This is a genomic window from Corallococcus macrosporus DSM 14697, from assembly GCF_002305895.1.
Taxonomy (GTDB): Bacteria; Myxococcota; Myxococcia; order Myxococcales; family Myxococcaceae; genus Myxococcus; species Myxococcus macrosporus.
On record NZ_CP022203.1, the window covers coordinates 8,857,864 to 8,882,476 of the forward strand.

Consider the following 24,613-nt stretch of genomic DNA (forward strand, 5'->3'; position numbering starts at 1 on the left):
CCCAGGCGGCACCCCGCATGCCATGACACATGCGCGGCGCCGGCTCTGGACTTCAGTGCCCCCGGCTACTCGGGGCGGCGGACCTTGAGGATGAAGGCGTCACCGTAGCGCTGCTCCTCGTAGTCCACGAAGCCCGCGCGGGCGAGCGCCTGGGGCAGGCCCGGCAGGTCCGTGCGCCGGATGCCAGTGGCGCGCACCCCCAGCCGGCCCAGCGGGCGGGGCGACTCCGCGAAGGTGCTGGCCACGTAGGTGCCGCCCGGCTTGAGCAGCCGGAAGATTTCCCGGTACGCGAGGTCCGGGTCCGGGTACAGGTGCAGCGAGCCCGCGTTGAGCACGCCGGCGAAGACCCCGTCGCGCAGGGGGAGCTCATACACGTTGCCCCGCAGCAGCACCGTGTTGCCCGTGCCGGCCACCTGCCGGGCGGCCTTCTCCAGCATCGCCTCCGACAGGTCCAGGCCCACCACCAGCTGGTTGCCGGCGCTGCGTGCGAGGCTCTGGGTGTAGAAGCCGGCGCCGCAGGACAGGTCCAGCCAGGGGCCGCCCCGCGCCGGCACGTCGAGCCAGCGCTCGTAGACGGCGTACTCCTCCACCGGGGTGGGCACGCGCGCGCCCGGCCCGGCGAAGATGCGCACGAAGAAGGGACGCATCAGGTGCTCGTACACGCCGACGAACGCGTCGCTCTCCATGAGCCGCTGGGCCACCGTGTTGGGCGGTGTCCGGGGCTGGGTGCCCGTCTGCATCAGGTCCGTATAACCCGCCGTGTTGCGCGGGAAGCGGCGGCCACAGCCCTCGCAGTGGAGGACGCTGTCCTGCTGGGTGAACTGCTCCCGGCGGCAGAAGATGCAGCGCAAGAGCGGCGTGACGACATGGGCGTTCATGTTCCGTGTGACTCCTTGAGCGTGTGGCGCGGCGAGGGGCGGTCCGCGAGGGGCGGCTCCGCCGGAGAAGGGGCGTCCAGGCAGCCCGCCAGCACCCGCGCCAGCGCCTGGACGTGCGGCTCGGTCATCATCGACAGGTGGTCTCCGGGCACGACGTGCACCGTCACGGGCTCGGTGGTGAAGCGCTCCCAGCCCAGGGCGGGCGCGTCCAGCGTCCAGCGCAGCTCCTCCACGGGGAGGTTGTCCGGGTGCAGCACCTCCGCGCGAAAGAAGGTGAGCGGGCCCGGGTACGGCGCCGGGGGCACGTAGGTGCTCTGCTGGTCCGCCTGGAAGGTGCGCACGAACCCCAGGAACTGGGTGCGGTCCGCCTCCGGAGGCAGCAGGCCGCACGCCTGCATCCGCGCCATCAGCAGGTCCACCTGGGCCTCGGGCGTGAGCGCGCGCAGCGCCTCCACCGACAGGCCCACGTCCTTGCCGTACAGCCGCAGCAGCAGGCTGCCAATGAGGCGCAGCCACTCGGCCTGGTCCCAGTCCGCGCCCAGGGGCTGGCTTCGCGGCACCGGCGCCACGCTGTCGAGGATGCCCAGCAGGGCCACCGTCTCCCCCGCCTGGCGCAGCCTCCGGGCCAGCTCGAACGCGATGACGCCGCCGAACGAGTGCCCGACGAAGGCGTAGGGGCCATGCGGCTGCGCCTCGCGCACGGCCGCCAGGTACCGCGTGGCCAGGGCTTCCACCACCGTCCCCTCCTCCAGCGCCTCCGTGTAGATGGGCTGGAGCCCATACACCGTCCGCGCGGGGCCCAGGTGGCGCACCAGCGCGTGGAAGTAGATGAGGTTGCCGCCCGCCCCGGGCACGCAGAACACCGGCGGAAGGCCGTCCCGCCCCCGCTGGAGCTCCACCCGCAGGGAGCGGGAAGCCTCCCCCTCCCGCGTCAGCTCCCGCGCGAGCTGTTCGATGGTGGGCGCGCGGAACAGCGTGGCCAGCGGCAGCCGCCGCCCGAAGAGCCGCTCGATGTGCGCCATGAGCTGCACCGCGAGGATGGAGTGCCCCCCCAGGGAGAAGAAGCTGTCGCGCACGCCCGGGTCCGGCACCTTGAGCAGCTCCGCCCACAGCGCGGCCAGCTGCATCTCCGCGGTGGTGCGCGGCGCCACCCGCGCCCCGCCCGCGTCCCCCTGGAAGTCCGGCGCGGGCAGCGCGCGCCGGTCCACCTTGCCGTTGGGCGTGCGCGGCAGCTCCGGCAGCGTCACGAAGAGGCCCGGCACCATGTAGTCGGGCAGGTGCAGGGCCAGGAAGCGCCGCAGCTCCGGGGCGCCCGCCGCCTCGCCCTCCGGCACCACGTAGCCCACCAGCAGCCTGTCGCCGCCGCCGTCCGCGCGCACCACGACGACGCCCTGGCGCACGGCCGGGTGCCGCGCGAGCACCGCTTCAATCTCCCCCAGCTCGATGCGGAAGCCCCGCACCTTCACCTGGAAGTCGGCGCGGCCCAGGAACTCCAGCGCGCCATCCGCGCGCCAGCGCGCGAGGTCGCCCGTGCGGTACACGCGCCGGCTGTCGTCCGGGTGGAACGGGTCCGCGAGGAAGCGCTCGGCGGTGAGCTCCGGCCGCCCCAGGTAGCCCCGGGCCACGCCGTCCCCGCCGATGAGCAGCTCCCCGGGCACCCCCACCGGCACCGGTTGCAGGTGGCGGTCCACGACGTGGACCTGCGTGTTGGCGATGGGCGCGCCAATGGACACCCGGCCCCCCCGCGCGGCGGCCACCGCCGTGGTGGACCACACCGTCGTCTCCGTGGGGCCGTACATGTTGAGCACCTGGCGCGGCGTGCCCTCCCCCAGCCGCTCCAGCAGCGCCGCCGGCAGCTCCTCGCCGCCCAGCAGCAGCGTGCGCAGGGAGCGCAGCGCGTCCAGCCCCCGGGCGTCGTCCGCCAGCAGCCGCGCCAGGGACGGCGTGCACTGCAGGTGCGTCACCCCGTGCCGGCGCACCTGCGCGGGGACGGAGAAGTCCGCCGCGTCCGCCGCGCCGGGCTGGCAGCGCGCCCGCACCTCTTCCAGCAGCGGGAGGCTCGCCAGCACGGTGTCCGCGTCCACGCCGAAGTCCACGAGGCAGGCCACCTCGTCGACGCCCACCGCCTGGAGCCGCGCCACCCGCTCGATGCACGCCTCCACGGTGCCGAACAGGCCGCTCGTCTCGTAGAAGCGCTCGAAGCCGTGGTCCAGCAGGAACTCCAGGTCCTCCGGCGCGATGCCGCCCTTCGACAGGTCCATGCCCAGGCTGCGCGCCAGCTGCGCCAGCAGGTCCAGCGAGCTGCGCAGGTACTCGCGGAAGGGGCCGCGCACCGTCTCGCGCACCGCGTCCGCGTCCGTGCCCACGAAGGTGTGCACCATCAGCGTCACCCGGCCGACGCCCGCATGCCCCGCCTGACGCCACGCCGCGTGGAAGGCGGCCACCTTCGCCTCGAGCTGCGCCACGTCCTGGCCCAGCAGGTGCGTCAGCACGTGGGCCCCCACCTCGCCGGCCATGCGGAAGGTCTCCTCGCTGCCGGCGGCGGTGAGCCACACCGGCAGCTCCGGCTGCACGGGCCTGGGCCGCGTCCACACCTCGCGCGCCTGCCCCGTGCCGTCCACGCGGCGCACCGAGCCGCCGCGCCACAGCCGCCGCACCTCCTCCAGCCCTTCGAGCATCAGCGCCTTGCGCCGGGCATACCGCTCCGGCGCGAGCACGAAGTCCTGGGCCTGCCACCCGGACGCGAAGGACACGTCCACGCGGCCATCGGAGAGGTTGTCCACCACGGACCACTCCTCCGCCACGCGCAGCGGGTCATGCAGGGGCAGCACCACGCTGCCCGCGCGGATGCGCACCCGGCGCGTCACCGCCGCCACCGCCGCGCCCGTCACCGAGGGGTTGGGGTACAGGTCACCGAAGTCATGGAAGTGGCGCTCCGGCGTCCAGATGGCGGTGAAGCCGTGGGTGTCCGCGAACTTCGCGCCCTCCAGCAGGAGCCGGTACTTGCCCGGAGCCCCCGCGGCGCCCCCCGCGCTGGCGAAGTACAGCAGGCTGAAGTCCACCGGCCGCCGCGGCGCCCCCGCGCCGTGGGCCACCGGGAGGATGCCGGCGGCGTCATCCTGCACGACGACGCGGTAGCCGCGCGCCAGCGTCCACAGCAACTCCAGCACGGAGATGTCGAAGGACGGCGTGGTGACGGCCAGCCACGTCCCGGGCTCCGTCCCCAGCACCCCGTCCATGCCCTGGAAGAAGTTCGTGACGTGGCGGTGCTCCAGCTCCACGCCCTTGGGGCGCCCGGTGGAGCCGGAGGTATAGATGACATAGGCCCGGTCCCCGGCCGCCGCGCCCCCGGGGAGGACCGCGTCCGGACAGGCGGCCAGCGTGGCGGCGTCCGTGTCCAGGCAGACGCGGCGCGCCGCCGTGTCGGGCAGCGTGCCCTTCAAGGACTCGCGCGTGACGAGCAGCGCGGCCCCCGCGTCCTCCACGATGAGCGCCAGCCGGTCGGCGGGCAGCTTGGGGTCCAGCGGCAGATAGGCCGCCCCCGACTTGAGGATGCCCAGCATCCCCACCACCATCTCCAGCGACCGCTCCACGCACAGGCCCACCAGCGCGCCCGGCCCCGCCCCCAGCGCCCGCAGGTGGTGCGCCAGCTGGTTCGCCCGCGCCTCCAGCGCGCGGTACGTGAGGTGCGCCTCGCGGAACACCAGCGCCACCGCCTCGGGCGTGCGCGCCACCTGGGCCTCGAACTGGCGGTGGACGCGCCGGTCCCCCGGCACCTCCACGTCGGTGGCGTTGCGCGCCGTCAGCCACGCCCGCTCCCCGGCGGTGAGCCACGGCAGGCGCCCCACCGGGATATCCGGGTCCGCCACCGCCGCCGCCAGCAGCGTGTTCAGGTGGCCGGCCATGCGCCGCACCGTGGCCTCATCGTAGAGGTCCAGGTTGTACTCGAGCCAACCCTCGAAGCCCTCGCCGACCTCGGTGAGCGACAGCGTCAAATCCAGCTTCGCCGACACGCTCTGGAAGTCCTCCAGCGTGACGTCCAGGCCGGGCAGCTCCAGCCGGCCCGCGGGCGCGTTCTGGAGCATGAACATCACCTGGAAGAGCGGCGGGTGGCTCAGGTTGCGCTCGGGCTGGAGCACCTCCACCAGCTGCTCGAACGGGACGTCCTGGTTCGCGTAGGCCTCCAGCGCCACGTCCTTCACCCGCGCCACCAGCGCGCCGAAGGTGTCCTCGGCTCGCACGCGCGTGCGCAGGGCCAGCATGTTCACGAAGAAGCCAATGAGCCCCTCCGTCTCGCGCAGCGGCCGGTTGGCCACCGGCGAGCCGACGACGATGTCCTCCTGGCCGCTGTAGCGCGCCAGCAGCGCCTGGAAGCCCGCCAGCAGCACCATGAAGGGCGTGGCGCCGTGGCGCTCGGCGAGCGCGCGCACGCCCCGGGCCACCGCCGGCTCCAGCGCGAGCGGCACCGTGGCGCCCCGGAACGTCTGCACGGCGGGCCGGGGCCTGTCTGTGGGCAGCTCCAGGAGCACCGGCGCGCCGGTGAGGCGCCGCGTCCAGGCCTCGCGGCCCGCGTCCAGCACCTTCACCAGCCGCTCGCGCTGCCAGACGGCGAAGTCCGCGTACTGGATGGGCAGGGCCGGGAGCCGGGGCGCGCGCCGGCCCAGGTGGGCGGCGTACAGCTCCGCCACCTCCTGGAAGAGGATGCCCAGCGACCAGGCGTCCGCGATGACGTGGTGCAGGGTGAGCAGCAGCACCTGGCCGCGCTCCGTCAGCCGCACGAGCACCGCGCGCGCCAGCGGACCGCGCGTCAGGTCGAAGCGGTGCGTCGCCTCGCTTCGGGCCCGCTCGCCCAGGCGCTGGGTGCGCTCCGGCTCCGGCAAGGCGCGCAGGTCCACGTGCTCCAGGGGCAGCGCCCCCTCGGACAGGATGACCTGGACCGGCGCGCCGTCCACCTCCGGGAAGCAGGTGCGCAGGCTCTCGTGCCGCGCCACCAGCGCGGCCAGCGCGGACGACAGCGCGGCCACGTCCAGCCCCCCCTCCAGCCGCAGGGCGCCAGGCATGTTGTAGCTGGCGCCGCCGTCCTGCTGGAACCGGCTGAGGAACCACAGCCGCTGCTGCGGGAAGGACAGGGGCAGCGGGCCTCCGCGGGGCGCGGGGGACAGGGGCGGCAGCGCCGCGCGCGCCGCGCTCCGGGCCTGCTGGAGGTACTGCATCAGCGCGGCCTTCTGCTCCCGCAGGCGCTCCAGCAACTGCGGAGACAGGGCATCTCGGGGCGCGCTGTAGCGCAGGCGCCCCTCCTCCACCCAGACCCGGACATCCCGCCCCTTCAGCTCCGCCAGCAACGCCTCGACGTGTCTCACAGCTCCCCCTGCTCCCGGTCCTCACCCGACTCCATCACGACCGCCGCCTGCGCGGCCCACTTCAGCGCCGTCACCCGGCGCGCCAGCCCCTCCACCGTCGGCTCCTCGAAGAGGCTGCGCAGCGGCAGCGTCACGCCCAGCGCCTCGCCCACCCGGAAGGTGGCGCGGGTGGCGAGCAGCGAGTGCCCGCCGCGCTCGAAGAAGTGGTCGTGGACGCCCACCTGGGCCACGCCCAGGACCTCCGCCCACACGGCCGCCACCGCCGCCTCCTCCGGCGTGCGGGGCGCCACGTAGAGGGCCTCGGCCTCCCCCGTGGGCACCGGCAGCCGCGAGCGCTCCACCTTGCCCGCGTTCGTCTGCGGCAGCGCGTCCATGAGCACCAGCGCGGAGGGCACCATGTAGTCCGGCAGGCGCTCCTTGAGGAACGCGCGCAGGGCCGGCACCTCCAGCGTGGCGCCGGGGCGCGGCGCCACGTAGGCCACCAGCCGCCGGTCCCCGGGCCGGTCCTCGCGGACCATCGCCAGCGCCTCGCGCACGTGGGGGTGTTGGCAGAGCATGGCCTCCACCTCACCCAGCTCCACCCGGAAGCCGCGCACCTTCACCTGGAAGTCCACCCGCCCCAGGTACTCCAGGGTGCCATCGCGGAGGGCGCGCGCCAGGTCGCCGGTGCGGTACAGCCGCGCGCCCGGCGTCGTGCTGAAGGGGTCCGGCACGAAGCGCTCCGCCGTCAGGTCCGGCCGGTGGAGGTAGCCGCGCGCCAGGCAGTCCCCGCCCACGTACACCTCGCCGCCCACCCCCACCGGCACCGGCTGGCCCAGCCTGTCCAACAGGTAGATGCGGGTGTTGGGCAGCGCCTGGCCCACCGGCGGCAGGCGGGGCCAGCCCCCCGGGTCCCCCGCCAGCGCGTGCGACGTGATGACGTGCGCCTCGGAGGGGCCGTAGTTGTTGTAGAGGACGCACCCTGGCAGGGCTCGGAAGAAGTGCTCCACGGCGGGCGTCACCTGCAGGGCCTCGCCGGCGGCGTAGACCTCGCGCAGCGAGGACGGCACGCGCCCGAGCGCCTGGGCCGCCTCCGCGAGCCCCTGGAGGACGACGAAGGGCACGTGCAGCCGCTGCACGTCGTGCGCCTGGAGGAAGTCCAGCAGCGCCACCGCGTCCTTGCGCACCTCGTCCGGCACCACCACCACCGCGCCGCCCGTGGCCCAGGTGGAGAAGGACTCCTGCACGCAGATGTCGAAGTTCCACGGCGCGAACTGGAGGGTGCGGTGGCCCGGGCCCACGGTGCAGACGCGCAGCTGCCACGCGATGAGGTTGGCCAGCGGGCCGTGCCGCATGGCGATGCCCTTGGGCCGGCCGGTGGAGCCGGACGTGTAGAGCACATAGGCCAGGGACTCCGGGCCCGCCGCGACGGGCGGAGGGGTGCCGGGGCGCGCGCCCAGCTCCGCCTCGGACAGCGCGTCCAGGCACACGGTCGTGGCGGGGGACTCGGGGAGCAGCGCCAGCAGGGGGCGCTGGGTGAGCAGCACCCGCGCCCGGGCGTCCTGCAGCATGAAGGCGTTGCGCTCGCGCGGCGACATGGGGTCCAGCGCGAGGTACGCGCCGCCCGCCTTGAGGATGGCCAGCAGCCCCAGCAACTGCTCCGGCGAGCGCTCCACGCAGAAGCCCACCAGCACCTCCGGGCCCACGCCCAGCGCGCGCAGGTGGTGCGCCAGCCGGTTCGCCCCCACCTCCAGCTCGCGGTACGTCACCGTCCGCGCGCCGTGCACCACCGCCACCGCGTCCGGCGTCTGCCGGGCCTGGGCCTCGAAGAGGTGGTGGATGCAGCGCTCCGCGTCGTAGGGCAGGCGGGGGGTGCTCCAGCCGAGGGCCGCCCGCTCGCGCTGCGCGGCGCCCAGCAGCGGCAGCCGCCCCACCGGGCGGGACGGCGCCTCCACCGCGCCCAGGAGCAGCGCGCGCAGGCTCTCCACCATGCGCTCGCCGGTGGCGGCGTCGAACAGGTCGGTGTTGTACTCCAGCGCGCCCACGAGCCGCGTGTCGCGCTCCTCCAACGTGAGCGTCAGGTCGAACTTCGCGGTGCCCGTCTCCAGCGCCGCGGGCGTGGCCGTCACGTCGCCCAGCTTCATGGGGCCGGAGGGCGCGTTGTGCATGACGAACATGGCCTGGAACAGCGGCGTGTGGCTGAGGTCTCGCTCCGGCTGGAGGGCCTCCACGACCGCGTCGAACGGCACGTCCTGGTGGGCCAGCGCCTCCAGCGTCACCTGCCGCACCCGGCCCAGCAGCTCCAGGAAGGAGGGGTCGCCCTCCAGCTTCGCGCGCAGCACCAGCGTGTTGACGAAGAAGCCGATGAGCGCCTCGGTCTCCCGGTGCTTGCGGTTGGCCACGGGCGAGCCCACCGCCACGTCGTCCTGCCGGCTGTAGCGGCCCAGCACCACGCTCCAGGCGGCCAGCAGCGCCATGTACAGCGTGGCGCCCGCCTCCTGCGCCACCTGCTTGAGGCCCCGCGTCAGCACCGAATCCAGCTCGAAGCGCAGCGTCGCGCCCCGGTTCGTCTGCACGCTCGGGCGCGGCCGGTCCGTGGGCAGCTCCAGCCTGGGCGGCAGGCCCTCCAGCTGCTCGCGCCAGTAGTCGAGCTGCGCGGCCCCCAGGGCCGACGTCAGGTAGCGCCGCTGCCAGCCGGCGAAGTCCACGTACTGCACCGCCAGCTCCGGCAGCGGCGAGGGCCGGCCCGCGGCGAAGGCCTCATAGAGCGCGCTCAGCTCGCGCAGGAGCAGCCCCATGGACCACGCGTCGGAGATGATGTGGTGCATGGCCAGCCACAGGTGGTGCGCGCCGTCCGGCGAGCGGACCAGCCGGGCGCGGAAGAGCGGCCCCACCTCCAGGGCGAAGGGCTGGCGGGCGAAGTGCTCCGCCTCCCGCTCCACGTCGCGCACGGCCTCCACCGGGAGCGCCACCGGCCAGGCCGGCAGCACGCGCTGCACCGGGGCCCCGTCCACCGCCGGGAAGCAGGTGCGCAGCGCCTCGTGGCGCTGGAGGATGTGCCCCAGCGCCCGCTCCAGCACGTCCACGCGGAGCGGCCCCTCCAGGCGGACGGCGGCGCACAGGTTGTAGCTGGCGGAGCCCCCCTCCAGCCGGTCCACCAGCCACAGGCCGCGCTGGGCGGACGAGGTCGGCAGCGCCCCCTCACGGGGCACCCGCGTCAACGTGACCAGGGCGGCCTCGTCCCTCAGGTGCGTGAGCAGCGCGGGCTTGGCCGCGGACAGCCGCTCCCGCAGCTCGGGCGTCAGCGCCCCCTTGGGGGCGGTGATGCGCAGGTGCTCTCCGTCCGCGCGGAGGGTGATGCCCAGGCGCGACAGCTCGGTCAACAGGGCGTGCGTGCTCACAGCGTCACCTCCTCCATCTCCGTCTCGGCCCCGGCCAGCGTCAGGGCCGGCAGCACGTCGTCGACGAGCTGCGCGATGCTGGGGCCGCGCAGCAGGTTCACCATGGGAATCACGACGCCCAGGTCGGACTCGATTCGGTTGCGCAAATCAATGGACATCAGGGAGTCGAGCCCCAGCGACATCAGCGATGCGTTCACATCCAGCCGCGCGCTGGAGCGCGCCAGCACCCGGGCCACCTGCGTCCGCAGGTATTCCCGCACCAGCTCCGACCGCGCGCCCGGCTGCGCCTCGCTCAGCGCCGCCTGGAGCGCCCCGGCCTCCGGGGAGCGCGCGGGCTCCGCGCCCTCCCCCGCTTCCTTCACCTGCTCCGCCAGCAGCGGCGTCGTCCGCGCGTGCGCGAAGGCGCGGAAGAAGCGCGGCCAGTCCAGCGACGCCACCGCCAGCTGCGCGTCCGGCTGGGTCAGCGCCCGGTCCAGCGCGGCGAGCCCCTGCGGGGGGGACATGCTGCCAATGCCCTGACGCTCCAGCATGGGCAGGCCGCCCTCGCGCACCGCGAGGCCCACCTCGCTCCAGGGCCCGTAGTCCACGCTGAGCGCCGGCAGGCCGCGCGCGCGGCGGTGGTGCGCCAGCGCGTCCAGGAAGGTGTTGGCCGCCGCGTAGTTGCTCGCGCCGGAGCCAATCCAGCCCACCAGCCCCGGCACCGCGGAGATGAGGACGAAGAAGTCCAGCGGCGTGTCCTCCAGCAGCGCGTGCAGCACCCACGCGCCGGCCACCTTCGGCCTGAGCACCGCGTGGAGGGCGTCCGCCCCCAGGTTCATCAGCGTCGCGGGCTGGATGACGCCGGCCGAATGGAGGACGCCCCGGAGCGCCGGGCCGCCCTCCGCGTGATAGCCCCGGAGGAAGGTGGCCACCGCGTCACGGTCCGCCACGTCCACTGCGGCCGGATACACGCGCGCGCCCAGGGCCTCCAGCTCGCGGATGGCGGCCACCTGCCGCGCGGCGCGCGAGCCCGGCGCCACATAGGCCCAGTCCTCTCGGGGCGGCAGCGGCGAGCGCCCCATCAGCACCAGGTGCCGCGCGCCCCGCTCCACCATCCACCGCGCCATCCCCAGGCCGAGGTCGCCCAGGCCGCCCGTCAGCAGGTAGCCGGCGTCCGCGCGCAGCCGCGTCGCCGGCCCTCCGGAGGGCAGCCCCCGCCGCCGCGCCAGCCGGGCCACGGCCTGCGCCTCGCCGCGCAGCACGAACTGGTCCTCCCCGCCGGGCGCCAGCAGCACGCCACAGAGCGCGGCGGCGCTGGCGTCGCCCGGCGCGTCCGGCTCCAGGTCCACGAGGCCGCCCCACACCTCGGGGTGCTCGGCGGACACCACGCGCCCCAGGCCCCACAGCGTGGCCGAGGCCAGCGCGCCGGAGGCCCCCGCCGGAGGCTGACAGCCGCGCGTCACCAGCCACAGGCGCGGCGGACGCACCGCGCCACTGCCCACCAGCGCCTGCACCAGGCCCAGCACCGTGAGGGCCCCCGGGGTCTGCTCCGCCTCCAGCGTCTCCACCGTCGTCTGGGCGGGGTCGACCCCGTCCAGGCTCCACAGGTGGACCAGCCCGCGCGGCACCGGCCCTCCCGCGACCAGCAGCGCCTCCACGAGCCGCCGGAGCTGCGCCGCGTCCCCGGGCGCCACCTGATAGTCGCGAGGCCCCAGCGACTGGAAGGTGGCGCCGGCGGTGATGCGCACCACCGTGTCGCCCCGGGCCTCCAGCCGCGTCGCCAGCGCCTTGCCCACGCCCCGGCCGTCCATCAGCACCCACCACGTCCCGGGCCCGGCGGCGGCGTCCGGGGCGGGCGCGGTCCGTGGCCGCCAGTCCAGGGCATAGGTGAGCGCGTCCACCGGGTCCGACGTGGGCCGCTCCGCCTGCTCCATCAACTGGATGCGCAGCCCGGACACCTCGGCGAGCAGCTCGCCGGACGCGTCCAGGATGCGCACATCGCCCTCCAGCACGGAGCCGGTGGGGGGGCTGGTGCGCACCACGTGGCTGTAGAGCTCGCCGGTGGGCGGCGCGTGGATGCGCAGCCGCCGCATGCCCGTGGGGAGCGCCACCAGCCGCCCGCCCTGGCGCTCTGGCGCCAGCGCGCCGAGGATGAGCAGGCTGCTGTCCAGCAGCACCGGATGGAAGGCGTAGGCGTCGCGCTCCCCCTCCACGGCCGGCGGCATCCGGAGCCGCCCCAGCGCCTCCCCTTCCCCGCGCCACACGCGCTCCAGGCTGCGCATGGTGGGGCCGTACTCCGCCCCGGACGCGGCCACCTCCGCGTAGAAGTCCGCGCCCTCCATCACGCGGGGCAGGCGGGCCTGGAGCTCCGCCACGGCGTCCTGCCGGGGCGCGGGCTCCGGCGCCGGGGGCGCGGCGGCGGGCCGGCCACGCGGCGCGGCGTCACGCGGCCCCAGCTCCGCCACCCGGGCGCGCAGCGTGTCCAGGTGGGGCAGGTTCTGGAGGATGGCCTCCACGGGAGGGCCGAAGTCCAGCAGCGACGCCAGCTCGTCCACGCCCAGGTCGCGCAGCTGGACCGCCAGGTCCATGCAGGAGTCCGGCGTGCCGATGAACGCGCGGGACGTGGCGAAGCGCTCGTAGAGGAAGTGGACGAAGTCGTCCTTCTCCCGCTCCGACAGGGTGTTCAGGTCCACGTCACGCATGCGGCTCTGGGCCAGCCCCTTGAGCTGCCCCAGGTTGGACTTGAGGAACGCGCAGTAGGGCTCGCGCGCCAGGTCCCGCACCTGCTGGGCATCCCCCCCGACGAAGGTGTGCAGCATCAGGGTGACCGTGCCGCCGTCCGGGTCGTGCCCCGCGCGGGCGCGGGCTTGCCGGTACGCGGCGACCTGCTCGGCCAGCCGCTCCACGCCCTGGTCCAGCAGGTGGGTGAGCAGGTTGAAGCCCAGCTCGCCCGCCCGCGCGAAGGTGGCCGGATTGCTGGCGGCCGTTATCCACACCGGCAGCTCGCGCTGGACGGGCGTGGGGTAGACCCGCACCGAGGACGGCTCGCCGGTGCCGTTGCGCACGGCCAGGGGCTCGCCCCGCCACAGCCGGCGCACCACGTCCACCTGCTCGAACAAGGTGCGCGAGCGCTCGGCGTACCGCTCCGGCGCGAGCGCGAAGTCGTCCGGGTTCCAGCCGGTCGCGAACGACACGCCCACCCGCCCACCGGAGAGGTTGTCCACCATGGCCCACTCCTCGGCCACCCGCAGGGGGTGGTGGAGCGGGAGCACCACGCTGCCCGCGTTGAGGCGCAGGTGCTTCGTCTCGCGCGCCAGCGCGGCGTGCAGCACGGCGGGGTTGGGATAGAGGCTGCCGAGCGCGGAGAAGTGCCGCTCCGGCACCCAGACACCCTGGAAGCCGTGGCGGTCGGCGAAGCGCGCGCTCTCGATGACCAGCTCGTACTTTCGGCCCGACAGCGCGCTCTCGTCGCTGGCGAAGAACATCAAGGAGAACCGCACGGTGCTGCCTCCTGGGCCGCGAGGGCCCGAATGGGGTGGCGGGCGCGACAGGCGCGCCGCGCGCTAGCTCGGAAGGACCTTCCCCGTGGCGTGGAGCACCCAGGGCTCCTGGCCACCCGCCCGGCTGTGGACGTGGAACGTGAGCGCGTCCTGCTCCCCGGAGGGCGCCACGCTCACCTGCACCGTGCGGCGACCGGACTCGGGGACCGCGAGCATCTTGCGGTACTCCACGTCGCTGACGCCGCCGGGGCGCTGGCCCAGCAGCTGGCCCGCCGCCGCGAGCGCCCACTCCACGTACACCACGCCCGGCACCACCACCGTGCCCTGGATGCGGTGGTCCGCGATGAACGTGAGCTGCTCGCGCGCCAGCTCCCGCTGCCACACCTGCCCCTCGGCGCGGGCGGCCACCGCGGGCAGCCGGTGCCCCAGCAACGGGTGCGCGGGCCCCTCCCCCACGGACGCCTGCGCCGGGGGCAGCTCCAGCCAGTGGCGCTCGCGCTGGAAGCGATAGGTGGGCATGGACACGCGGCGGCCCGGCGCCAGCACGTCCCAGCGCACCGGCGCGCCCAGCGCGTGCAGCGCCGCGACGCTGGACAGCATCCGCGGGAGGTCCGGCTCCCGCGCGCGCAGGCTCGGCAGCCACTGCGCCGAATCATCCGGGGGCAGGCACGCCCGGCCCAGGCCGGTGAGCGTGGACGTGGGCCCCACCTCCACGAAGGCGTCGCACCCCAGCCGCCGCAAGGCGCGCACCCCGTCCGCGAAGCGCACCGCCTCGCGCACGTGGCGGCGCCAGTAGGCGGGCGTCAGCAGCTCCGGCCCCGCCACCTCGCCCGTGAGGTTGGAGAGCACGGGCACCGTCGGCGCGTGGAACGTCACCCGGGACGCGGCGGCCTCGAAGGCGTCCAGCATGGGCTCCATCAGGGGGGAGTGGAACGCGTGAGAGACCTTCAGCGGGCGCGCCTCCACGCCCCGCGCCGCCAGCGTGGCCGCCACCGCGCGCACGGCCTCCGTGCGCCCGGAGATGACCACGCCGCGAGGCCCGTTGTCCGCCGCGAGGGACACGTCGCGCGCATGGGGCGCCACGGCCTCCATGACCTGCGCCACGGGCGCCAGGACGGACACCATCTCCCCGTCGCGCGGCAGCGCCTGCATCAGCCGGCCCCGCTCCGCGATGAGCCGCAGCCCGTCCTCCAGGCTGAAGACGCCGGCCACGCACGCGGCCACGTACTCGCCCACGCTGTGGCCCAGCACCGCGGCGGGCTCCACGCCCCAGGCGCGCCACGTGCGCGCCAGCGCCACGCCCAGCGAGAACAGCGCCGGCTGCGCGTACGCCGTGTCATCCAGGGGGGACGCGGCGCCGTCCTCGGGGTACAGCACCGACAGCAGGGGCCGCTCCAGGAGCGGGCGCAGCAGCGCGTCGCAGTCCTCCAGGGTGGCCCGGAACACCGGCTCGGCGGCGTAGAGGCCCCTCCCCATGCCCACGAACTGCGAGCCCTGCCCGGTGAAGAGGAAGCCCACGGACGGCCGCTGACCGGCGGGCGCCGTCCCCCGGATGACGTCGGCGTCCGCCTCGCCGCGGGAGAACGCCTGCAGGGACGCCTGGGCCTCCTCGGGGGTGGTGGCCACCAGGGCCAGCCGGTGAGCGAAGTGGGCCCGGCCGTTCGCGGCGGTGTGGCAGGCGTCCGCCAGCGACAGCCCCGGAGGCCAGGCAGCGGGGTCCGCCCACGCCCCGGCGAGCTCGGCCAGGGCCTTCTCGTCGCGCGCGGACAGCGTGAGCACGCAAGGGGCGTCCCGCGCGGGCGCCGCGGGCGCGGGGCGCTCCGGCGCCGACTCCAGGATGGCGTGCGCGTTGGTCCCGCCGAAGCCAAACGAGCTCACGCCCGCCCGGCGCGCGGGGCCCGTCCAGGCCCGCCGCGCGGTGGGGATGGCCAGGGGGACACCCTCCAGGCGGATGTAGGGGTTGAGCTCGCGCAGGTGCAGGTGCGCGGGGATGGCCTCGTGCTGGAGTGACAGCGCGACCTTGATGAGTCCGGCGATGCCGGCGGCCGACTCCAGGTGGCCGATGTTCGTCTTCACCGAGCCCACCCACAGGGGCCGCTCCAGGGGCCGGCCCTGGAGCAGCACGGCCTTGAGGGCGTCCACCTCGATGGGGTCGCCCAGCGGCGTCCCGGTGCCGTGCGCCTCCACGTAGTCGACCGCGTCGGCGGACACGCCCGCGTCCGCCAGCGCCGCGCGCAGGACGGCCTGCTGCGCCTGCCCGTTGGGGGCGGTCAGCCCGTTGCTGCGGCCGTCCTGGTTGATGGCCGAGCCCCGCACCACCGCCAGCACCCGGTCCCCGTCCCGCTGCGCGTCCCGCAGGCGCTTGAGCACCACCACGCCGCAGCCCTCGCCGCGCACATAGCCGTCAGCGGCGGCGTCAAACGTCTTGCAGCGCCCGTCCGCCGCCATCATCCGCGCCTGGGAGAAGGCCACCGTCATGTCCGGCGCCAGCAGCAGGTTGACGCCCGCGGCCAGCGCCATGCCGCACTCGCCCCGCCGCAGGCTCTGCACCGCCTGGTGCACCGCCACGAGCGACGAGGAGCACGCGGTGTCCACCGCCAGGCTGGGCCCCCGGAGGTCCAGCACATAGGACAGGCGGTTGGCCGCGATGCTGAACGCGATGCCGGTGCCCGCGTAGGCGTCCAGCGCGCCGGGCGCCTGGGCCTGCAGCCGCGCGTAGTCGCCGCTGCTGACGCCCACGAAGACGCCCGTGTCACTGCCCGCCAGGCGGTCCGGCGCCAACCCCGCGTCCTCCAGGGCCTCCCAGGCCACCTCCAGCAGCAGGCGCTGCTGGGGGTCCATGCCCCGGGCCTCGCGGGGCGCGACGCCGAAGAAGTCCGCGTCGAAGCCATCCACCTGCCGCAGGTATCCCCCCCACCGCGTGCTCATCCGGCCGGGAGGCGGCGGCGCCGGGTGGAACAGGCGCTCCACGTCCCAGCGCGCCGGGGGCGTCTCGGTGATGGCGTCCACGCCGTCGTGCAAGAGCCGCCAGAAGGAAGCGCTGTCCTCCGCGCCCGGCAGCCGGCAGCCCAGGCCGATGATTGCGATGGGCTCCGTGTCCGAGGGCCGCTCGGTGGCGCTCGGCGCGGGCGCCGCCGCGCCCCCGGTGAGGTGCGCCGCCAGGGCCTCCAGCGTCGGGAAGTCATAGACGAGCGTGGGTGACACCGGCCGGCCGAGCCACGTCTGCAGGTCCCCCGACAGCCCCACCGCGGACGCCGAGTCCAGGCCCAGTTGGGACAGCGGCGCCCGGGTGTCGACGGCGGAGGGCGCCACGCGCAGCCGCTCCGCGACCCGCGCCACCAGCCAGGCCCGCACCTCCCCCGAGGCCGGGCCGGCCGCGACGACAGGCGGGGGCGCCGGGGGCTCGCGCCACTCGCCCACCACGTCCAGCGCCCCCGCGAGGAAGGCCGCGCGCGAGCCCCGGCGCTGAATCTTCCCGCTGGACGTCTTGGGGATGGAGGCGGGCTTCACCAGCACGACGGCGTGCGGCCGCAGGTCGTGGTGCGCCAGGATGGCCTCGCGGATGGCGGCCGTCACCGCGGGGGTGTCCAGCTTGCGCACGTGGACGCGCTCCACCTCCTGCACCACCACCAGCCGCTCCTCGCCAGAGACCTCCACGGAGAAGGCCGCCGCGCCGCCGCGCCGCAGGACGGGGTGGCTCTCCTGGGACGTGAGCTCCAGGTCCTGCGGGTAGTGGTTGCGCCCCCGGACGATGATGACGTCCTTGAGGCGGCCGGTGACGAACAGCTCCCCGTCCCGCAGGAAGCCCAGGTCCCCGGTGCGCAGGAAGGGCCCCTCGCCGGACCCCGCCAGCCGCGCGCCGAAGGTCGCCGCCGTCTCCTCCGGCCGGTTGAGGTAGCCCCCGGCCACGCTGGGGCTGGCCACCCAGATTTCCCCCACCTGCTCCGGCCCGCACGCCACGCCCGTCTCGGGGTCCACGATGACGATGCGCTCGTCCATCCACGCCCGGCCGCAGCCGATGACGGCCCGGGCGTCCGCGGCCCCCTCCGGGGCGTCCACCACGCGGTGCGAGTCCAGGGCGCGCGCGGAGACGTGGCGCACCACCGGGGCCGCGTCGGCGAGCCCGCCGGAGATCATCACCGTGGACTCGGCCATGCCGTAGCACGGATAGAAGGCGTCACGGCGGAAGCCCAGGGGCGCGAACGTGCGGGCGAAGCGCTCCAGGGTGGCCGCGCGCACCGGCTCCGCCCCGTTGAAGGCCACCCGCCACGAGGACAGGTCCAGCCCCGCGCGCTGCTCCGGCGCCGTCTTCTCCACGCACAAGTCATAGGCGAAGTCGGGCGCGCCGCTGCACGTGCCCTGGTACTTCGACACCGCCCTCAACCAGCGGATGGGCGACTGGAGGAAGGCCACCGGCGGCATCAGCACGCAGGGGCGGCCCAGGTACAGCGCCTCCAGGGCCACGGCGATGAGGCCCATGTCGTGGAACAGCGGCAGCCAGCTCACCAGCCGCGTCCGCGCGTCATGGCCAAAGCCCCGCCGCAGCATCTCCAGGTTGTGCAGGAGGTTGGCGTGGCTGACCATCACCCCCTTGGGGGCGCCGGTGGAGCCGGACGTGTACTGGAGGAAGGCCAGCGCGCCGGGTGACAGCGACGCGGGGGGCGTCCAGGTGGCGGCCGGACGAAGGTCCACGTCGTCCGTGGTCACCCAGCGCAGCGCCTTCATCCGGGGCAGCGTGGCCGAGTCCCGGGTGAGGTTGGGCAGCAGCGCGGTGGTGGTCAGCACCACCGTCGCCTGGGCGTCCTCCACCACGGACAGCAGCCGGGCCAGGTGCCGCGTCGCCCGCGGCGGGTAGGCCGGCACCGCCACCACGCCCGCGTACAGGCAGCCCATGAAGGCCGCCAGGAAGTCCAGCCCCGCCGGGTAGAGCAGCAGCGCGCGCTGCCCCTCCCCGCCCGCCTCGCGCAGGCGCTGGGCGACGGCCCGGGCCCGGAGGTCCAGCGCGGCGTAGGTCAGCAGACCGGACTCCTGCTCGCCGTTCTCCAGGAAGGTATAGGCGGTGTCCGCGCCCTGGCGCGCCGCGCGGGCAGACAGCAGCGCGACGAGCGTCGGCACGTGCCGTCCCACATCAAGAAGGTCTTCCGGGTTGCCAGTCGTCATGTGAGCACGCGTCAAGAAGCGGAGTCGAGTGGGCGGCCTCACGGTCCGCGCGGACGCCCGGGGGCACGCGCGGACCAGGGTCCAACGAGCGCCGCTCAGGCGCCCGGCGGGTAGAAGACCTTGCCGGCGGCGCCGGCGCGCTTGAGGGCGCCAACGGCCTCTTCCAGTGAGGTGAGCGGGTAGACCTCGCCCGCCTCGAAGGCGCCGGACGCCTGCCCCACCATGATGGCCGCGTGGGCGGCCTCGTGGTCCGGGAAGTCCACGATGACCAGGAAGTGCCACCGGGCATCGCGCATGAAATAGGCGGTGACGACCTTGCCGCCCACCGACCCGTAGAAGGCATCGGCGTGGTCATTGCGCGAGGTGAGCGCCTCCGGGCTGCTCAGCAGGTTCTTGAGGACCGGCGGCGTGTAGCGGGCGAGGATCATGTAGTGAGGCATGGCTACGGGCTCCTGGTTGAGATGGGACCGGGGGCGGCACGCGCCGACCTCCGGCCCGGGTTGACCACTCGGTGGGCGTGGAGGCCCCGGGTGGGGCGCCCACGCGCCGGTGGGAATGGAGGCGGTGGCCCCATGCACGCGGACGCGCCGGGGCATCCGTGTCCTGGCGTGAGGCGGCTCGGCTCAGGACGCGGCGACCCGCCGGGACGAGGCCGACGACGTCACCTCCTGCTCGTCGCACAGGAGCTCCGCGTCTGGCAGCACGTGGGCATACGGGTCCATCACGTCGTCGGTGAGGCTCTCCAGGTTCACCCGGGTGCCCAACCCCAGACGGCGCGCATGGCGCAGCAGCGTCTCCGTCACCACCTGGTCTTCCAGGGCGAGCCCCGTGGAGTCGAACACGGTGCGACGGCCGCGCCAGTCCGCGTACTGCTCCGGCGCCTTCACGAGCGTCACCAGCTCCGGGCCAATGCGCTCGCGGGGAAGCTGCTGACACTCTCCCTCCACCACGGCCTGTGGCAGGAAGTCCGGGCAGACGAGGCTGTCCTCCAGGAACCTCAGGGGCAGCTCCGTCTTGCCCGGCAGGTCCGACCCCACGGCGTTGATGTGCACGTGGGGCTGCAGCCCCCGCCCCGTGATGACGGGGCCCGCGCCCACCGCCACGGACGTCGCGGTGCAGATGATGTCGGATTGGGCCTCCAGCTCCTCCAGCGACGCGCGTCGCACGTCCAGGCCGAGGAAGGAGACGCGCTGGGCGAAGGACCGCTCCACGTCCTTGTCGGTGTCGAACACCAGCACCCGCGCCAGGGGGAAGACGCGGCTGAGCGCGTGCAGCTGGGTGACGGCCTGGGCCCCGCAGCCCACCAGCCCGAGGACGCGGCTGTCCGGCCGCGCGAGGACCTGACTGGCCACCGCGGACGCCGCGCCCGTGCGCAGCGCGGTCGCGAAGACGCCGTCCGCCACCGCCAGGAGGTGCCCGGTGCGGCAGTCATAGACGCTGTTGGTGGCGATGATGGTGGGCAACCCATGCGCCGCGGGATTGTCCGGGTTGTAGCCCACCACCTTGATGGTGACCGTCTCCCCCCGCCGCATCACCGGCATCCACTCCAGCACCCCCGTCTTCCCGGGGTGCTCGAGCGCGAACCCCTCTCGCTTTCGCACATCGACGCGCTCCGCGTCGAAGCCGCGGAAGGCGTCCACGAGGTCACGGATGACTTCATCCATGAGCGTGTCGACGCCCACCGCGCCCACCAATCGGCGCAGGTCCGCCTGGGTCAACAGCCACGTTGCTCGATTCGTCTCGTCCACGATTCGCCGATGCCTTTTAGATGGTCTGTTGACCCTAAACGGCGATGTATCGAAATCTTCGAAAACTTATTTTTATTTGATTTACTGGTCTCAATGTTTTTCCCTCCAGGCGTCTGGATGAGGTCCCTGGCTGAAACAGGGTCGGACCGCCCGCTCCCCCTCCAGAGAAACCGAGACATGCACGCTCCACCACCGGCCCTGCCTGGCGCGCCCACGCCGACCCTGCTTCAGCGATGGAGACAGGCGTTCTCGCCCAGGGCGAGCCTCCTTGAGTTATTCGCCGCGCCCCCGACACACAGTCGCCCGGTGGATGGGTTGAGGGCGCTGGCCATCCTCTGGGTCATCCTGTTTCACGTGTTCCAGCTCATCGGAGTCTTCATGGACCGCGGCGAGTTCGAGCGCCTGTTCCTCGCGGTGGAGGCGGACCCGCTGCGCGGCTGGGTGCTCCGAGGAGACCATGGGGTGGACCTGTTCTTCGTGCTCAGCGGCTACCTCATCACCCGCATCCTGATGCACGAGCAGGAGCAGACGGGGCGCGTGCGCATCCCCACCTTCTACTGGCGACGGTTCCTGCGGTTGATGCCGGCCTACGCGGCCGTGCTCCTGCTGTACGTGGCCAGCCGCGCGCCCAACTACCAGAACGCCTGGGCCAACGTGCTCTACCTCAACAACTTCCTGCCGGTGTCGGAGCAGGCGGTCATCTGGTCCTGGTCGCTGGCCATCGAGGAGCAGTTCTACCTGGTGTTCCCCTTCTTCTGGCTGGCGGTGGGCCAGCGCCGGCACGCGGTCTGGGCCATGGTGGGGCTGCTGCTGTTGGGGGTGGGCATCGAGCATGCCCTGGTGGTGCGGCATGGCTTCACCATGCCGTTCACCATCGACCCGGTGATGCAGGGGGAGGCGGGGCAGCGGTATTTCGACAGCATCTATGACAAGCCGTACACCCGCTACACGCCCATCCTCGCGGGAGTGCTGGTGGCCTACCTGCTGGGCAGGACGCGGGTGGCGGAGCGGCTCCAGGCGGCGCCGGTGCTGGCCCATGGCGTCCTGGCGCTGGCCCTGGGGACCCTGGGGGCCCTGCTGGCGCCCCGGACGTTCTCGGGGGAGTGGGGGCCGGTGGAGAGCACGCTGTACCTGACGCTGTACCGGTCGCTGTTCGGGGTGAGCGTGGCGGCGCTGCTGCTGCTGATTCAGGCGAAGGCGGGCGGGGGGCAGGTGCTGGGCCGCTTCCTGGCGTGGCGGGCGCTGCGGCCCGTCGCGCAGCTGTCCTATGCGGCGTACCTGGTGCACCCGCTCGTCATCTTCGGCCTGTACGGGTCGATGCCCTTCGGCGACGCGGCCAGCGTGTCATTGCTCGAGCTGAGCGCGATGTCACTGGGACTGACGTTGTTGGTGTCGCTGGTGCTGCATGTCTTCATCGAGAGGCCGCTGATGCGCTTGCGGCCCGCGTGAGGCCCCTTTTCTTGGCGGACAGGAGACGCGGAGATGCTCAAGAAGGTCATCAACACAGTGAAGTTCCTGCGGGTATTCGTCACGCTCATCCGCGACCCCACGCGGTTGGACCTGGTGCTGGACCTGGGGGACGACATGGATGGGGAGGATCCGCTGGACACGGTGCCGCTGCTGCGCAAGCGACCGGAGGTGGTGCGGCTCTTCGCCGAGCCGCTCAAGCACATCCGGGTGGACCTCCCGGCGCTGAAGACGCTCCCCCCCGGAACGCTGGGCCGGGTGTTCGCGGACCAGATGGAGGCGTGGGGCCTGAAGACGGAGGACGCGTACCACACGCCGGTGGCCCCCACGAATACGGCCAAGTTCCGCATCCACATGGAGCAGACGCATGACCTGTGGCACATCCTCACGGGGTTCGGGACGGACGTGAAGGGTGAGATTGGCTTGCAGGCCTTCTACATCGCGCAGCTCTGGACGCCGCTGAGCTTCGCGCTGGTGAGCGTGGGGTTCCTGCACACGCTGTTCTACCGGCTCAACGAGGGGCAGGCGCTGGTGTCGGAGGTGGCGCGGGGGTGGCTGCTCGGCAAGCGGAGCCGGCCCCTGTTCGGCGTGGACTGGAACGAGCTGTGGGGCGTGCCGCTGGACGAGGTGCGCCGGCGGTTCAACCTGGACGTGGACGCGGCCCACGCGGCGGTGCCCCCCGGGGACCCCGGGGACCTGCCGCAGCCCAAGGCGGCGTGAGCCCCGTCGGGACGACGACCCGCCCCGCCCCCGCGCTGACGCCATCATCCCGCCGCGCGACCGATGCTGAAAGCCAGGGGGAGCTGAGGGGCTTGACCGATGCCCAGGGGAGCTGCCGCATCCCGCAACTCCCACCGGGTGAGTACACGCTGACGTTCGAAGAAGGGTTCCTGCCCTACACACGCTCGGCGCCATGGGCTACCTGCGCGGCGCATACCGCAGGGCCACCGCCCCCGAGGCGAGCTCCTGTCGGCCCACGAGCTTCAAGTCGACATACTTCGACAGCCCCGCGAACAACGTCGGACCGTGGCCCGCCAGCATGGGATGCACCACGAACTCGTACTCGTCGATCAACCCCAGCTCCGCCAACGCCAGCGGGAGCTTCATGCCGCCCACGTACAGTCCCTTCCCCGGCTGCTGCTTGAGTCGTTGAACAGCCTCCTTCAAATCCCCGCGCACCAGCTCCGCGTTCCAATCAACCCGCTCCAGGGTGCTGGACACGACGTACTTCTTCGCCGCGTCGATGAACCGGACGAAGGGGTCCGTCACCTCGGGCATCGCGCCCGTGCCTGCCGGCTGCCGCCACGCGGCCTCCATCATCTCGTAGGTCACCCGGCCAAAGAGGAGGGCATCGGCCCGCGCGAGGATTTCCGCCGTGTAACGATGCAACGCTTCGTCCGCGGGAATCGCGCGATGATCGCAGCAGCCGTCCAAGGTCACGTTGATGGAGTACCGAAGGGGTCGCATCGCTTGAGCGTATCGCCGGTCGGCGGTCATCGTCACTCCGCCGTGTCCAACCCCGCCGCGAAGAGCACGGACGCCTCCGCGAGCTTCACCGTCTCCTGCTGCTTCAGGTGAAGCACCCGCATGTCCTTGAGCGAACGGAACGCGTCCAACAGCTCCAGGATGTTGCCGCGGCCCTCGCGGTAGGCGTCCTCCGCCATCCGGCGCACCGTGGGCAGGCGCTCCACCACGTCGTGCTCCAGACGCGCCAGCGCGCCCTTGCGTCCCTCCAGGACCGCGTGCGCCCGCGTCAGCTCCGCGCGGGCCTCGGCCAGCTCCGCCTCCAGCGCGCGCGCCTCGGCCCGCAGCTCCGCGGACGCCCGGGCGATGGCGCCCTGGTTCCGGTCGAACAGGGGCAGCGGCAGGCCCACGCCCACCAGCGCGATGGTGCTCTTCTCGTTCCGCGTGAGCATGACGCCCGCCGCCACCGACGGCACCGGCAGCCGCTCCCGGCGCGCCACGTCCAGGCCGCCGCGCGCCACCGCCTGCCGCGCCCGCGCCGCCACCAGCGATGGCCGGCGCTGCTGGGCGGACTCCCACAGGAGCGGCAGGTCAGGCAGGGACTCGGTGATGCGCAGCGAGCCCTGCGCCCTCGGGCGCCACCCCTCGATGCCGAGCAGCGCGGCCAGCCGGCCCGAGGCGTCCGCCACGCTGGCGCGCGCGTTCAGCACCTCCACCTCCAGCGCGCGGCTCTCCACCTCGATGCGCTCCACGTCGTACCGGCTGGAGTCACCCGCCGCCGCGCGGCCCTTCACCACCTTCTCCACGCGCCCCAGGTCCACCGCCGTCTCCTCCAGCACGCGCAGCTCCTCCTGGTTCGTCAGCAGCGCCGCGAAGGCCTCGCGCACCGCCAGCGCCCGCTCCGCCAGGGAGGCCTTCACCCGCGCCTGCTCGGCGGACACGTTGCGCTCCGCCAGCTCGCGACGCACGCCGCGCTGCCCGAAGACGAGCAGCGGCTGCTCCAGCGACAGCTCGTGCACCACCGAGGAGCCGGTGTTCACCCCCGCGGCCAGCAGCTGCGTGCCGTAGCTGAACGAAGGGTTCGGCAGGAGGCCCGCTTCGACGCGGTCCGCCGCCGCCACGTCGATGCGCGAGCGCTCCGCCGCGGCCCAGGGGCTGCGCGCCTCCAGCAGCGACAGCGCCTGCTCCAACGTGATGCGCTCCGGCGGCGCGGCCTCGGGTTGCCGCTGCGCTCCCGGCGGATGGCCCGGCGGCGCACCCGACTGCCCCTGCGCCAACAGCAGCAGGCCCGACGACGCCTGCCCGGGATGCTCCGCCGACGTGGCTTCGGACCGCTTCGGCTCCCGCGTCAGCCGCTCCCGCGGAGGCGCCTCGGTCTGCTGCGCTCCGGCGCTCCCGGCCGCCAACGTGCCCAGGACGCCCCATACGATGAACCGCTTCATTCCGTGACCTCCGCCTCGCCCTGAACGCCTTCCGTCACCAACGACAGACATGACACTCCCTCGCTGCTGAAACCCCGCCTGGCGCCGCACGGCTCCGTCTCCGGCAGCGCCCAGTGGGCCCGCACCGGCGTGAAGCGCTTCAGGCCGCCATTCGCTGAACGCAATCCACTCCGCGGGCTGGGTCCGCGGCCGGTGTCGCGCCGAAGCACACTGACGCTCCACCGGTGCCGGGCCT

General features: G+C 73.9%; 11 protein-coding genes. 2 read left to right on the forward strand and 9 right to left on the reverse strand.

Annotated elements, in window-relative coordinates; genetic code table 11:
- Positions 1–65: 65 nt before the first annotated feature.
- The 7 genes from MYMAC_RS36100 to MYMAC_RS36130 form a co-directional block, all read right to left on the reverse strand.
- Positions 66–878 carry a class I SAM-dependent methyltransferase gene (locus MYMAC_RS36100; protein WP_013936917.1) on the reverse strand — a complete coding sequence of 271 codons (813 nt, stop codon included), beginning with the start codon at positions 876–878 and terminating at the stop codon, positions 66–68.
- Positions 875–6,238: a MupA/Atu3671 family FMN-dependent luciferase-like monooxygenase gene (locus MYMAC_RS36105; RefSeq protein WP_050989140.1), complete on the reverse strand. Its 5,364-nt coding sequence runs from the start codon at positions 6,236–6,238 to the stop codon at positions 875–877. Before MYMAC_RS36105 ends, MYMAC_RS36100 begins: the two co-directional genes overlap by 4 nt.
- On the reverse strand, positions 6,235–9,618 hold the full coding sequence (locus tag MYMAC_RS36110) for a non-ribosomal peptide synthetase (protein WP_095961372.1): 3,384 nt from the start codon (positions 9,616–9,618) through the stop codon (positions 6,235–6,237). Before MYMAC_RS36110 ends, MYMAC_RS36105 begins: the two co-directional genes overlap by 4 nt.
- A complete protein-coding gene (locus MYMAC_RS36115; RefSeq protein ID WP_157770503.1) occupies positions 9,615–13,097 on the reverse strand; it encodes a bifunctional LLM class flavin-dependent oxidoreductase/SDR family oxidoreductase in 3,483 nt (1,160 codons plus the stop codon). Before MYMAC_RS36115 ends, MYMAC_RS36110 begins: the two co-directional genes overlap by 4 nt.
- Before the next feature lie 63 nt (positions 13,098–13,160).
- Positions 13,161–18,212 (reverse strand): type I polyketide synthase, encoded by a 5,052-nt coding sequence (locus MYMAC_RS36120; protein ID WP_239989230.1) that lies wholly within the window; start codon positions 18,210–18,212, stop codon positions 13,161–13,163.
- 140 nt (positions 18,213–18,352) lie between these two features.
- Positions 18,353–18,697, reverse strand: a complete 345-nt coding sequence (locus MYMAC_RS36125; RefSeq protein WP_013936912.1) for a GYD domain-containing protein — start codon at positions 18,695–18,697, stop codon at positions 18,353–18,355.
- Positions 18,698–18,880: 183 nt separating this feature from the next.
- The gene (locus tag MYMAC_RS36130) at positions 18,881–20,005 is read right to left on the reverse strand and encodes an ornithine cyclodeaminase family protein (RefSeq protein WP_238539953.1); all 1,125 of its coding nucleotides are present in this window, start codon (positions 20,003–20,005) and stop codon (positions 18,881–18,883) included.
- Positions 20,006–20,320: 315 nt separating this feature from the next.
- Here MYMAC_RS36130 and MYMAC_RS36135 point away from each other — a divergent pair, with 315 nt between their 5' ends.
- Complete coding sequence (locus tag MYMAC_RS36135) at positions 20,321–21,454, forward strand: acyltransferase family protein (protein WP_013936910.1); 1,134 nt, start codon at positions 20,321–20,323, stop codon at positions 21,452–21,454.
- A 33-nt stretch (positions 21,455–21,487) separates the two neighbouring features.
- Positions 21,488–22,192, forward strand: coding sequence for a Coq4 family protein (locus tag MYMAC_RS36140; RefSeq protein ID WP_013936909.1), 705 nt, complete (start codon positions 21,488–21,490; stop codon positions 22,190–22,192).
- A 198-nt stretch (positions 22,193–22,390) separates the two neighbouring features.
- Here MYMAC_RS36140 and MYMAC_RS36145 read toward each other — a convergent pair whose 3' ends face one another.
- Positions 22,391–22,939, reverse strand: a complete 549-nt coding sequence (locus MYMAC_RS36145; RefSeq protein ID WP_043712616.1) for a dihydrofolate reductase family protein — start codon at positions 22,937–22,939, stop codon at positions 22,391–22,393.
- Positions 22,940–22,971: 32 nt separating this feature from the next.
- On the reverse strand, positions 22,972–24,378 hold the full coding sequence (locus MYMAC_RS36150; protein WP_095961375.1) for a TolC family protein: 1,407 nt from the start codon (positions 24,376–24,378) through the stop codon (positions 22,972–22,974).
- Between the last annotated feature and the right edge of the window lie 235 nt (positions 24,379–24,613).

Excerpts from the sequence above, each read along its gene's own strand:
- MYMAC_RS36100 (WP_013936917.1), bottom strand. The coding sequence starts at position 878 with ATGAACGCCCATGTCGTCACGCCGCTCTTGCGCTGCATCTTCTGCCGC.
- MYMAC_RS36125 (WP_013936912.1), bottom strand. The coding sequence starts at position 18,697 with ATGCCTCACTACATGATCCTCGCCCGCTACACGCCGCCGGTCCTCAAG.
- MYMAC_RS36140 (WP_013936909.1), top strand. The coding sequence starts at position 21,488 with ATGCTCAAGAAGGTCATCAACACAGTGAAGTTCCTGCGGGTATTCGTC.
- MYMAC_RS36145 (WP_043712616.1), bottom strand. The coding sequence starts at position 22,939 with ATGCGACCCCTTCGGTACTCCATCAACGTGACCTTGGACGGCTGCTGC.
- MYMAC_RS36150 (WP_095961375.1), bottom strand. The coding sequence starts at position 24,378 with ATGAAGCGGTTCATCGTATGGGGCGTCCTGGGCACGTTGGCGGCCGGG.